Origin of the sequence: Bradyrhizobium sp. HKCCYLRH3073 (assembly GCF_051167995.1) — a bacterium.
Lineage (GTDB): Bacteria > Pseudomonadota > Alphaproteobacteria > Rhizobiales > Xanthobacteraceae > Bradyrhizobium.
The window spans coordinates 25,410-37,852 of the sequence record NZ_JBNPUD010000004.1; the positions used below are offsets into that span (position 1 = coordinate 25,410).

10 protein-coding genes are annotated in these 12,443 nt (G+C 66.5%); 6 read left to right on the forward strand and 4 right to left on the reverse strand.

Features of this window, described 5'->3' with window-relative positions; genetic code table 11:
- Positions 1-5 precede the first annotated feature (5 nt).
- Positions 6-398: an MAPEG family protein gene (locus ACQR1X_RS11170; protein ID WP_315801661.1), complete on the forward strand. Its 393-nt coding sequence runs from the start codon at positions 6-8 to the stop codon at positions 396-398.
- A 61-nt stretch (positions 399-459) separates the two neighbouring features.
- Here the strand turns inward: ACQR1X_RS11170 and ACQR1X_RS11175 are convergent, their stop codons facing one another.
- Positions 460-1,647 (reverse strand): ABC transporter substrate-binding protein, encoded by a 1,188-nt coding sequence (locus ACQR1X_RS11175; RefSeq protein ID WP_434898827.1) that lies wholly within the window; start codon positions 1,645-1,647, stop codon positions 460-462.
- A 314-nt stretch (positions 1,648-1,961) separates the two neighbouring features.
- Between ACQR1X_RS11175 and ACQR1X_RS11180 the strand changes: the two genes are divergently transcribed.
- The 5 genes from ACQR1X_RS11180 (at position 1,962) to ACQR1X_RS11200 (ending at position 6,737) form a co-directional block, all read left to right on the forward strand.
- The gene (locus ACQR1X_RS11180) at positions 1,962-3,512 is read left to right on the forward strand and encodes an AMP-binding protein (protein ID WP_434874051.1); all 1,551 of its coding nucleotides are present in this window, start codon (positions 1,962-1,964) and stop codon (positions 3,510-3,512) included.
- A gap of 97 nt (positions 3,513-3,609) precedes the next feature.
- The gene (locus tag ACQR1X_RS11185) at positions 3,610-4,359 is read left to right on the forward strand and encodes a CBS domain-containing protein (RefSeq protein WP_315801664.1); all 750 of its coding nucleotides are present in this window, start codon (positions 3,610-3,612) and stop codon (positions 4,357-4,359) included.
- A gap of 12 nt (positions 4,360-4,371) precedes the next feature.
- The gene (locus tag ACQR1X_RS11190; protein ID WP_316218713.1) at positions 4,372-4,677 is read left to right on the forward strand and encodes a c-type cytochrome; all 306 of its coding nucleotides are present in this window, start codon (positions 4,372-4,374) and stop codon (positions 4,675-4,677) included.
- A gap of 328 nt (positions 4,678-5,005) precedes the next feature.
- On the forward strand, positions 5,006-6,388 hold the full coding sequence (locus ACQR1X_RS11195; protein WP_434881474.1) for a sensor histidine kinase: 1,383 nt from the start codon (positions 5,006-5,008) through the stop codon (positions 6,386-6,388).
- Positions 6,375-6,737 carry a response regulator gene (locus tag ACQR1X_RS11200; protein ID WP_315801667.1) on the forward strand — a complete coding sequence of 121 codons (363 nt, stop codon included), beginning with the start codon at positions 6,375-6,377 and terminating at the stop codon, positions 6,735-6,737. The genes ACQR1X_RS11195 and ACQR1X_RS11200 overlap by 14 nt, the downstream gene beginning before the upstream one ends.
- A gap of 379 nt (positions 6,738-7,116) precedes the next feature.
- Here ACQR1X_RS11200 and ACQR1X_RS11205 read toward each other — a convergent pair whose 3' ends face one another.
- The 3 genes from ACQR1X_RS11205 to ACQR1X_RS11215 all read right to left on the reverse strand — a co-directional run bounded on the left by ACQR1X_RS11205 (position 7,117) and on the right by ACQR1X_RS11215 (position 12,443).
- Positions 7,117-9,072 (reverse strand): acetyl/propionyl/methylcrotonyl-CoA carboxylase subunit alpha, encoded by a 1,956-nt coding sequence (locus ACQR1X_RS11205; RefSeq protein WP_434899026.1) that lies wholly within the window; start codon positions 9,070-9,072, stop codon positions 7,117-7,119.
- A gap of 17 nt (positions 9,073-9,089) precedes the next feature.
- Positions 9,090-10,706 carry an acyl-CoA carboxylase subunit beta gene (locus ACQR1X_RS11210; protein WP_434898828.1) on the reverse strand — a complete coding sequence of 539 codons (1,617 nt, stop codon included), beginning with the start codon at positions 10,704-10,706 and terminating at the stop codon, positions 9,090-9,092.
- 138 nt (positions 10,707-10,844) lie between these two features.
- On the reverse strand, positions 10,845-12,443 hold the full coding sequence (locus tag ACQR1X_RS11215) for an AMP-binding protein (RefSeq protein ID WP_434898829.1): 1,599 nt from the start codon (positions 12,441-12,443) through the stop codon (positions 10,845-10,847).

The following is a 12,443-nucleotide window of genomic DNA, read 5'->3' on the forward strand; positions in this document are numbered from 1 at the left end:
CGCGCATGTATCATTTCACCGCACTCGTCACCGTGCTCGCGCTCATGCTGTATTTCTACATGGCGGTCCGCGTCGCGCAGGCGCGCGCCCGGTTCGGCGTGAAGGCGCCGGCCGTCACCGGCAATCTCGATTTCGAGCGCACCTATCGCGTGCAGGTGAATACGCTGGAATGGCTGCCGATCTTCCTGCCGGCGCTGTGGCTGTTCGCGATCTATGTCAGCGACACGATCGCGGCCCTGATCGGCCTCGTCTGGATCGCGGGCCGCGCGATGTACATGTTGTCCTACGCCAAGGCCGCGGAGAAGCGGGGCCCCGGCTTCGGCGTGCAGGCGCTCGCCGCCTCGGCGCTGCTGGTCGGCGCGCTCATCGCCATTCTCTGGCGCATGCTGCACGGCTGACCGCTCCGCCCTCTTCCGTCGTCCCGGCTTTCGCCGGGACGACCCCTTTAGCGTGGCAGGATCACTTCGTCAGCGGGCAGCCGCTCTCCTTGGCGGTGAAGAACGCCTTGTCGCCGGGCACCGTGGCGAGCTGCTTGTAGTAGTCCCACGGCTTCTTCGATTCCGACGGCTTCTTGACCTCGAACAGATACATGTCGTGCACCATGCGACCGTTGGCGAGCACCTTGCCTTGAGCAAAGGCGTCGTCGACCGGCAGCTCCTTCAGCTTCGCAGCCACCGCGTCGGAGTCCTTGGTTCCGGCGGCCTTCACCGCCTTCAGATAGGACAAGGTCGCGGAATAGGTGCCGCCGTGGATCATGCTCGGCATCCGGCCGGTGCGCTTCATGAAGCGCTCGCCGAAGGCGCGGGACTTGTCGTCACGATCCCAGTAGAAGCCTTCGGTGAGGATCAGGCCCTGCGCCGCCTCCAGCCCGAGGCCATGCACCTCGGACAGGGTCATCAGCAGGCCGGCGAGCTTCTGCCCGCCCTTGACGATGCCGAATTCGGCCGCCTGCTTGATCGAGTTGGTGGTGTCGAGGCCGGCATTGGCAAGCCCGATGATCTTGGCCTTCGAGCTCTGCGCCTGCAGCAGGAAGGAGGAGAAGTCCGACGAGTTGAGCGGGATGCGCACCGAGCCCAGCACCTTGCCGCCCTTCGACGTCACGATGTCGCTGGTGTCCTTCTCGAGCGCATAGCCGAAGGCGTAGTCGGCGGTCATGAAGAACCAGGTGTCGCCGCCGGATTCGACCAGCGCGCCGCCGGTGCCGACCGCGAGCGCGCGGGTGTCATAGGCCCAGTGGAAGCCGTAGGGCGTGCAGGCATCGCCCGTGATGCGCGAGGTCGCGGCGCCGACGACGATGTCGATCTTCTTCTTCTCCTTCGACAGCTCCTGGATCGCCAGCGCGACCGAGGAGGTCGTCAGCTCGGTGATCATGTCGACACCCTCGGTGTCGTACCAGCGCCGCGCGATCGTGGAGGCGAGATCGGGCTTGTTCTGGTGGTCGGCGGTGACCAGCTCGACCTTCTGCCCCAGCACCTCGCCGCCGAAATCCTCGATCGCCATCTTGGCCGCTTCGACGGAATATTTGCCGCCGTAGTCGGCATAGACGCCGGACTGGTCATTGAGGATGCCGATCTTGACCTGTGCCGACGCCGGCGCCGCCGCCAGCAGCGCACCGACGGCCGCAATAGCCAGCAAACCCGATTTCATATGGTCTCTCCCCGCATTTCTTGGTCTTGAGATGTCATTCGTTGGAATGCGCGCTCATGTTATGCCAGAACCCCGGCCGCGCCCATCCCCTTCCCGCCTCGGTCAGTCGGCTGACAGCCATGTTGAGAGAGGCGGGCTCCTCCGCTACATTCGCGCCAAACAACGAGCCGTCCCGCCGGGATGGTGCGCAGGGACGGAAACCGCCTGGACGCGTGAGGCAGCATCGTCTGCATCGCGTCGCCATGCCGAGGTGCCGCGGCAGGCGCCTCCCGCCCGCGCGCCGCGGCGAGCTGCGCGCATCGGCAGGAGGACACATGTACACCGGCAAGCACGCCCGGCTGCGCCCACTGCAGCCTGCCTTCATCATGGCCTCGACCGGCGAGGCGGTGACCTATCGCGAGCTGGAGGCGCGCAGCAACCGGCTGGCGCATCTGTTCCGCCAACGCGGCCTGAAGCGGCTCGACCACTATTCGATCTTCATGGAGAACAACAGCCGCTATCTGGAGGCGTGCGGCGCCGGCGAGCGCTCCGGGCTGTATTTCACCTGCGTGAACTCCTACCTCACGCCCGGCGAGCTGACCTACATCCTCAATAACAGCCGGTCGCGGCTCCTGATCACTTCCCTCGCCAAGCTCGACGTCGCGCGCGAGGCGCTGAAGGAGGCGCCCGGCATCGAGCTGTGCATCGTCGCCGATGGCGCAGGCGAGAGCGAGGGGATCGTCGGCCTCGCCGAGGCCACAGCCGGCCTGCCGGCGACGCCGATCGCCGACGAATGCGTCGGCACCGCAATGCTGTACTCCTCCGGCACCACGGGCCGGCCGAAGGGCATCCTGCGGCCGCTGCCCGAGCAGCCGCCGGTGCAGCAGCTTCCGATCTTCGACTTCCTGGAAAGGCTGTGGCGCTACCGCGAGGGCATGATCTACCTGTCGCCGGCGCCGCTCTATCACTCCGCGCCGCAGGCCGCGGTCAACCTCACCATCCGCGTCGGCGGCACCGCCATCATCATGGAGACGTTCGATCCCGAGCGTTATCTCCAGCTCGTCGAGCAATGGGGCATCACGCACACCCAATTGGTGCCGACGATGTTCTCGCGCATGCTCAAGCTGCCGGAGGACGTTCGGACCCGCTACGACCTCTCCTCGCTCGAGGTCGCAATCCACGCCGCAGCGCCCTGCCCGGCGCAGGTCAAGGAGGACATGATCAGATGGTGGGGGCCGATCATCCACGAATATTATGGCGCCACCGAAGGCCTCGGCTTCACCGCCTGCGACAGCGCGGAATGGCTCGCGCATCGCGGCACGGTCGGCAAGGTGCTGTTCGGCGACCTGCACATCCTCGACGAAAACATGCAGCCTTGCCCGGTCGGGACCGCCGGCACGGTGTGGTTCAAGACGGGCTCGCCGTTCGAATACTTCAACGACCCCGAGCGCACCAAGGAGGCCCGTTCGGCCGACGGCAGCATGAGCACCGTGGGCGACGTCGGCTATGTCGATGCCGACGGCTATCTCTATCTCACCGACCGCGCCACCTTCATGATCATCTCCGGCGGCGTGAACATCTACCCGCAGGAATGCGAGAACCTGCTGATCACGCATCCGAAGGTCGCCGATGCCGCCGTGTTCGGCGTGCCCAATCCCGATCTCGGCGAGGAGGTGAAGGCGGTGGTCCAGCCGATGTCGGGCATCATGCCCGGGCCTGAGCTGGAAGAGGAGCTGATCGCGTTCTGCCGGCAGTCGCTGTCGCGGCAGAAGGTGCCGCGCTCGATCGATTTCGAGAAGGAGCTGCCGCGGCTGCCGACCGGCAAGCTCTACAAGCGCCTGCTGCGCGACCGCTATTGGGGCAACAAGACATCAAGGATCGTGTAGGGCGGCACGACCTCGGATTGATCCTGGTCAAGCGCGCGCGATGCCGCGGAGCTATTCTCCATCGATTGCGACCGTAGCGATTGCACGAGACGACGACATGCGCGCTCATCAAATCATGACCAGATCCGTGATCGCGGTGACGCCCGGAACCCCGGTGGCCGAGGCAGCGCGGATCATGCTGCACAACCACATCGGCGGGCTGCCGGTGGTCGACGCGTCCGGTACGCTCGTCGGCATGGTGACGGACGGTGATTTCCTGCGCCGCGCCGAGCTCGGCACCGAGCGCAGGCAAGGCCGCTGGCTCGACCTCCTGGTCGGCCGCGGTCGCATCGGCGCCGACTTCGTCCATTCCCACGGCCGGACGGTCGGCGACATCATGAGCCAGCCTCCGGTCACCGTCAGCGCCGATGCCAGCCTGGCGGAGATCGCCGAGATCATGGAAAAGCGCAACATCAAGCGTCTCCCGGTGATGAGTGGCGACCGGCTGGCCGGCGTGGTGACACATACGGATTTCCTGCAAACCGTGGCCGACCTCGCCACTGCCGTTCCGGGCCCCACCCCCGACGATGACGGCATCCGCAGCGCCATCCTCGATTCACTCGACCAAGCCGCCTGCAAGCATTGCCGCTTCAACGTCGTCGTCCGCAACGGCATCGCGCATCTCACGGGGGCGGTGCGCAACGAGAAGGAGCGGGCCACGGCGATCGTGGCGGCCAAGAGCGTCCAGGGCGTCAGGAGCGTGCGCGACCACATGTGGGTCTATCCGCCCCCAGAAGACGAGTTCGGCGGCGGTGACATCGTCTCGCTGCAGGACCAGCCGTCGACCGACGACGACCAGCCGCTGTGAGGAGAACCGGGCGTGCGACGTGCCTCCGTACCATCGCTGCTGCTGCTGGTCCTGCTCTCCGCTCCGGCGGCCGCCGAGGATCTCGACCACGGCCGCCAGCTCGCCGAGCGCTGGTGCGCCGCCTGCCACGCGGTGGCCACCAAGCCGACCAAGTTCCGGCGCGCCCGGCCGTTCGTCGCCATCGCGGCGAGGGACGACGTGACGAAGGAGATGCTGACCAAGTTCCTCCTGCTTCCCCACGCAACGATGGCCAACAATCCGCTCAGTGCGAATGATGCGGCCGACCTGGCAGGCTACATTCTCAGCCTGAGGAAGTAATTAAGGCCACATTCGCCAATGGGTTGAGCCGCAGCCCCTGGCCGGCGGCGTCCGGCTGCAAGCGCACCCTGGCGCCGGTTCGGCGGCAATTTAACAGGATCCCTTGGAACAAACCGCCCAAGCCTGCGTTCTCGGTGTTCGCCGTCGTGAGCTGGAGCACGTCGCACGGCCCCTGGGGGGTCTGCTGGCGGCAAGTCGTCCTGTCCTCGTTGCCGGAAAAACCAACAACAAGCAGCGATCGAGATAGCCCTTGCATTTGTACACAAACAAGTTGGTAATCCCGTGCGCGGCGTCTTCTCTGTCGACCTGTTAGCAAGGAGCCTGCGACGTGCACGGAATGCCCGGCGCCTCCCCCGCCCCACGCGTAACCGACGACGATACGGCCTATCTGGCGGCGATCGTGGAGTGCTCGGCCGACGCCATTGTCGGCACCACCGCAGACGGCATCATCCGCAGCTGGAATGCGGCTAGCGAACGGATGCTGGGGTTCACCGCGGCTGAGATGATCGGCAGATCCGTCTCCGAGATCATACCCCCCGAGCTGGCGGAAGAAGCGAGCGCCTTGCGCGCCAGGGTCAACGCGGGCGAAGCGATCGAGAGCTTCGAGACCGTCCGGCTGACCAAGCCGGGACGCCCGATCGAGGTTTCCATCACGTTTTCACCGATCCGCAGCAGCACCGGCGTGATCGTCGGCATCTCCAAAATCATCCGCGACGTCACGCTGTCGAAGAAGGCCGAGCGTGCGTCGGCGATGCTCGCGGCCATCGTCGCCTCGTCCTCGGACGGCGTCGTCAGCAAGACGCTGGACGGCACGATCACCAGCTGGAACAAGAGCGCCGAACGCATCTTCGGCTTCTCGGAAGGTGAGATGATCAACCACTCGATCCGCACGATCATCCCGCAGGAGCGCCAGGCCGAGGAGGACCGGATCCTTGCCACCGTGCTGTCCGGCGAGATCATCGACAATTTCGAGACCATCCGCCTGCGCAAGGATGGGGCACTCATCGACGTATCGGTGACGGTCTCGCCGGTCCGGGATTCCAGCGGCCGCATCATCGGCGCCTCCAAGATCGTGCGTGACATCACCGACAAGCGCCAGACAAGGGAGCAGTTGCGCACCTTGCTGGCCGAGGTGAACCACCGCAGCAAGAACCTGCTGTCGCTGGTGCAGGCGATCGCCCGGCAGATGACCCGTCACGGCCGCCAGCTCGACCTCAACCGCTTTCTGGAGCGCCTGCAGGCGATCGCGAGCAATCAGGATCTCCTGATTCAGAACGATTGGCGTTTCATTCCGCTCGACGGCCTCGTCCGCTCGCAGCTCGGCGCATTCAACGACCTGATCGGCAACCGCATCGCGATCGACGGACCATCGATCGAGCTGACGCCGGAGGCCGCGCAGTCGATCGGCATGGCGGTTCACGAGCTCGCCACCAACGCCGCCAAATATGGTGCGCTGTCGAACGACGACGGACGGATCGCGATCCGCTGGCTGCGCATCGATGACAGCTTCGACATGACCTGGGTCGAGAGCGGCGGGCCTGAGGTCGCGCCGCCGGAGCACACCGGTTTCGGCAGCCGGGTGATTTCCGACCTGGTGCGCGCCGGCCTGGATGGAACGGTCGAGGTCGAGTTCCTGCCGGCCGGACTGCGCTGGCACCTGAGGTGCCCCCTGCAACGCCTCTGCCGCGACCGTCATCATGCGCGCCAGTGAGAAAACTCATCTCCTGATCGTCGAGGACGATCCCATGATCGGCTTCGACCTCGCGGTCGAGCTGGAAGCCGCCGGATTCACGGTGGTCGGCGTGGCGCCGACCGTGCACAAAGCCCTCCATCTGCTAGAGCGGAATCATTGCGATCTTGCCGTGCTCGACGTCAATCTCGGGCAGGAAACATCGGCGCCGATCGCGCGCGCCTTGGCGGCGGCCGGCGTGCCCTTCGTCGCCGTCACCGGCTATTCCGTCGATCAATGCCCGGAGGAATTCGCTACGGCACCGCTGCTGTCGAAGCCGTTCCAGACGTCACGGCTGGTCGCCGCGCTGAGGCGGCAATTGCACGAGTGAGAGTCGCAAGCGACCGAGCTAAAATCCCGCTGGTTCGCGTACTTTCCTCTTTGCGACGAATTCGTTTGCAAACAGCTGGAGACGAGACACGCGCAGAGACGAGAAGCGAGCCATTTCGGCACGGACGGTAGGCTCCCTCGCCCCGTTCTTACGGGGAGAGGGGTGGGGTGAGGGGCAGCCGCACGAGAAGTATACGTGGATAGACCTGTACCCCCCTCACCCGGATTGCATCTGACGATGCAATCCGGCCTCTCCCCGCTTGCCGCGGGCGGGGAGAGGTGCACCGAGCCAGCCGTAAGATGTCGGCACACACGCGCTGCGACAAGCAATGATTGCCTTCGTCGCAGATCTTCCCGTAGCTCACTCCCCTGCCCGACGATCAGGCCGCAATCTCCGCCACGATCCGGCCCGTCGTCACCTGGTCGCCCTCGGCAACCTCGATCGCGGTCACCGTTCCGGCGATGCCGGCGGTGTGGACGTGCTCCATCTTCATCGCCTCGAGCGTCACCACCGGCTGTCCCACAGCCACGCTGTCGCCCGGCTTCACCAGCACCGCGACCACACGACCATTCAACGCCGCGCGAACCCTGCCATCACCGCCGCCAGCCGCTGAGGATTGCGGCCTGGCCAACGTCACGTCGCGCAGCGCCAGCGTCTGGCCGCGATGCTGGACGAACAGCCGATCGTTGTCGCGGACGAAGCGCACGCTCTCGACGGTCTCGGCGTGACGAACGCGGATCGTATCATCCGTGAGCGATACGATGTCGAAGCGATGCTCTGCATCGCCACGCGTCACGCGATAGATTCCATCACGCTCGCGCAGCAGCTCGCACTCGGCCACCTCGCCGGCGATCTCGAACCGGAGCGGCGTCGCGAAGGCGGCCGCGAGCGAGCGGCCGCGGCGGACGGGATGCGCGAGCGGATGGCTGACGGAGAGCAGCAGCGCGCCCAGCGCGAGGTCTGCCGCTTCGGCGGCCGGCGCACGCAGCTCGTCGCGATGCGCCGCGATGAATGCGGTGGTCGCCTTGCCCGCGGCGAAGGCCGGATGCCGCAGGCAGGACATCAGGAAGGCCCGGTTGGTCGGGACGCCCAAGGCAACGGCCTGCTCCAATCCGGCGATCAGCCTTGCGCGCGCCTCCTCACGAGTCGCAGCATGGCTGATCAGCTTGGCGATCATCGAATCGTAATGGGGCGGGATCTCCGCGCCGGACTCCAGCGCATGCTCGACCCGGATCGTCTCGGGCATCTGCCACAGCGCCATCCGCCCGGACTGCGGCATGAAGTCGTGCGCCGCATCCTCGGAGCATAGTCGCACCTCGATCGCATGACCCGAGAAGCTGATCTGCTCCTGGCGTAACGGCAGCGGCTCGCCGGCGGCGACGCGCAATTGCCATTCGACGAGATCGAGTCCCGTCAAGGCCTCTGTCACGGGATGCTCGACCTGCAGCCGCGTGTTCATCTCCATGAAGTAGAACTGCCCGTCGCCGTCGAGCAGGAATTCCAGCGTCCCCGCTCCCTCATAGCCCAGCGCCTTCACCGCCTGCACCGCCACCGCGCCCATGCGCGCGCGCAGCTCCGGCCCGACCGCCGGCGACGGCGCCTCCTCGATCAGCTTCTGATGCCGCCGCTGTACCGAGCAGTCGCGCTCGCCGAGATGGACGGCATTGCCGAACGAATCGCCGAACACCTGGATCTCGATGTGGCGCGGATTGGCGATCGCCTTCTCGAGGATGACGGTGCCGTCGCCGAACGCCGTCGCGGCTTCCGAGCGTGCGCTGCGCAGCAGGTCGGGAAAGGCGTCCGCATCCGTCACCAGCCGCATGCCGCGGCCACCTCCACCGGCCACGGCCTTGATCATCACGGGAAAGCCGATGCGGCGCGCTTCGCGCAGCATCGCCTCGTCGCCCTGGTCCTCGCCCTGATAGCCGGGCACGCAGGGGACCCCGGCGCGGTGCATGATGTCCTTGGCGCCGGCCTTGTTGCCCATCGCCGCGATCGCCACCGGCGAGGGTCCGATGAAGACCAGCCCCGCCTCCTCGCAGGCCTGCGCGAATCCTTCGTTCTCGGCGAGAAAGCCGTAGCCGGGATGCACGGCATCGGCCCCGCTCGCCTTGGCCGCAGCAATGATCGCGGCAATGTTCAGATAGGATTGCGCCGGCGGTGGCGCGCCGATGCGGACCGCCTGATCGGCGAGCCGGACATGCGGCGCACCATGATCAGCATCGGAATAGACTGCGACCACGCCGTAGCCGAGCCGGCGCGCGGTGCGCATGATCCGCAAGCCGATCTCGCCGCGGTTGGCGATCAGCACCTTGTGGAACGGCCTGCGTTGCATTCCCGTCATCTCTCCGCTCATGGCCTGGACACCGAGAATTGCATGCGCTGCGGCCGTCGCGCCTCCGCCTCGCGGCAGATCGCCAGCACCTCCGACAGCACCGCGCGGGTGTCGCGCGGATCGATCACGCCGTCGTCGAGCACGCGCGCCGAGGTCGCAAATACGTCCATCTGGCTGTCGAACACGCCGATGATCTGCGCCTTCATGGCGTCGAGCTTCTCGCGCTCCACCGGCTTGCCGCGGCGGGCCGCGGCCGCTTCGGTCACGATCGCCATCGTCTCCGCCGCCTGCTCACCACCCATCACGGCGGTCTTGGCGTTGGGCCAGGAGAAGCAGAAGCGCGGGTGGAACCCACGGCCACACATGCCGTAATTGCCGGCGCCGAACGAGGCGCCGCAATAGAGCGTGATCTGCGGCACGGTCGCCGAGGTCACCGCCTGGATCATCTTGGAGCCGTGCTTGATCATGCCGGCCTCCTCATAGGCGCGGCCGACCATGTAGCCTGTGGTGTTGTTGAGATAGAGGATCGGCGTTCGGGTCTGGCAACAGGACTGGATGAAGTGCGTCGCCTTGTTGGCGCCCGCCGGATCGAGCGGGCCGTTGTTGGTGACGATGCCGATCGCCTGGCCCTCGACGCGGGCATGGCCGCACACCGTGGCCGGTCCGTAGTTCGGAGCCATCTCGACGAAGTCACTGTCGTCGACGATGCGCGCAATGACCTGGCGCATGTCGACCGGACGCTTGTGGTCGAGGGGCATGATGCCGAGCAGCTCCTCCTGATCGTAGCGCGGCGGCTTGACCGGCGATGGCTCCTGCGATGGCCGGTCCCAGTTGAGCTTGCCCATGATCTCGCGCGCGATGCGCAGCGCGTCGCGATCGTCCTCGGCGAGATAGTCGCCGAGCCCGGAGATCGAGGTGTGCATCTCGGCGCCGCCGAGCTCCTCCTCGGTGGCGATCTCCCCGGTCGCGGCCTTCAGCAGCGGCGGTCCGGCGAGGAAGGCGCGGGTGCGGCCGCGCACCATGACGATGTAGTCGGACAATCCGGTCTGATAGGCACCGCCCGCGGTCGACGAACCATGCGTCACGGTGACCACCGGCAGGCCGGCCGCCGAGAGTCGCGCCAGGTTGCGAAAGATGTTGCCGCCGCGGACGAAATCCTCGACGCGGTAGCGCAGCAGGTTGGCGCCGGCGCTCTCGACGAGCTGCACGTAGGGCAGCTTGTTCTCCAGCGCCAGCTCCTGCACGCGCAAGGTCTTGTCGAGGCCGTAAGGCTGCAGCGCGCCGGCATCGATGCCGGCGTCGTTGGCCGAGACCATGCAGCGCACGCCGGCGACGAAGCCGATACCCGCAATGACGCCGCCACCCGGCACGCTCTTGGCCGGGTCCGGCGTATCGAACATGTAGCCGGCAAGCGTCGACAGCTCGAGGAACGGCGCGCCAGGGTCGAGCACCAGGGCGACGCGCTCGCGCGGCAGCAACTGACCGCGCTGATGGAAGCGCTCCTTGGCCGCCGCGGAGGCATTGCGCGTGCGCGCCTCGAGATCGCGCATCCGCGCGATCAGGCCGAGCATGCCGTCACGGTTGGCCTGGAAGGCGGCGCCGGAGGGAGAGATGGTGTTGTCGATCACGGCCACGGACGGGTTCTCTCATTTGGCGTCATTCCGGGGCGCGCGGAGCGCGAGCCCGGAATCCATCGCCACGATGGGGAGTATGGATTCCGGGCCTGGCCCTTCGGGTCATCCCGCAATGACGGAGGAAGTGGAGTAGACGGCTCACGCGCTCTTCGCCGCGAAATGCTCGCCATAGGCCTGGCGCAGCTCGACCTTGCGCAGCTTGCCGGTGGCCGTCATCGGCATCTCCTCGAGCACCCGCAACAGCTTCGGCACCTGGAAGCCGCCGAGCGACTTGCGGCAGTGCTCGAGCAGCTCGGTCTCACTGGCCTGCGCGCCGGGCTTGAGCTTGACGAAGGCCGACACCGCCTCGCCCCATTGCGGATGCGGCAGGCCGACGACGGCGGCATTCTGCACCGCCGGATGCGCGAGCAGGGTCTCCTCGATCTTGACCGAGGCGACGTTCTCGCCGCCGGACTTGATCATGTCCTTCTTGCGGTCGAGGAACAGCACCTCGCCCTTGTCGATGACCGCGAGATCGCCGGTGTGGTGCCAGCCGAACTTGCGGGCGTCCTCGGTCGACTTCGGATCCTTGTAATAGCCCAACATCACGTTGGGGCCGCGATGCACCAGCTCGCCGATCTCGCCCGGCGGCAGCAGATTGCCGGCATCGTCCATGATCGCGGTCTCGTTGACGAACAGCGACTCGCCCCAGTAGTTGCCGAAGCGGTTGAGCTGGACCTCGGGCCGCGACATCGTCGTCGCGGGATACATCTCGGTCTGACCGCTGGTCAGCGCGAAGTTCGGACACAGCTCCTTGATCGCGCGCTCGAGCAGCGGCCGACCCATCGGCGCCATGGTGTAGAGGCAGGTGCGCAGATGCGAGAGGTCGAACTCCTTGCGCCGCGGATGATCGAGGATGGCCTGGTACATCAACGGCAGACCGACGAACACGGTCAGCCGATCGCGCACGATCGCCTCCATGCAGGCGACCGGGTCGAAGCCGCGCATCAGCGCCATGCGGCCGCCGACCGAGAGATAGCTGAGCAGCAGCACGTGGCCGGCACAGTGGAACAGCGGGAACTGCCCGGTGATGCCGTCGTCGCGCGAGAGCTGCATCTCGATGCAGTTGCTCATCACGGCCATGACCACGGCGAGGTGACAATGCATCGCGCCCTTCGGCCGCGACGTCGTGCCCGACGTGTAGATGATCATCGCGAGATCGCGGTCGTTGATCTCGATCTCGGGCTCGACGTCCGAATGCCCCTGGATGAGGTCGTTGAAGCTGGCAAGCCCCGCGGCCCCCGCCGTCCCGGTGAGATCGACGGCGATCAGCTCGACGCCGCGCTGTTCCAGCGCCGCCCGCCGCTCCGGCTGCGCAAACAGATTGTCGTCGATGAGCGCGAAGCGGACCTCGGCGTGGCCGAGGATGTAGTCCATGTCGGCGGGCCCGAGCATCGTGTTGATCGGCACCCAGACGAGACCGGCGCGATGGATGCCGAACAGCGCTTTGACGAACTCGATCGAATTGTTGCAGACGGTCGAGATTGTCGCGCCCGGCTTCAGCCCCTTGGCGACGAGATGGTTCGCAAACCGGTTGGCATCGCGCTCGAGCTCGGTGAACGTCACTTGGCGGGCGCCATCGGTGATCGCCACCCGCTCGGGAAAGCGGCGCGCCGCACGCTTCAGGAGATCGCCGATCGCAACCCGGCCGATGCGGCCGGGACCGGACACGCCGCCGGTGGCGTCGAGATTGGTCAT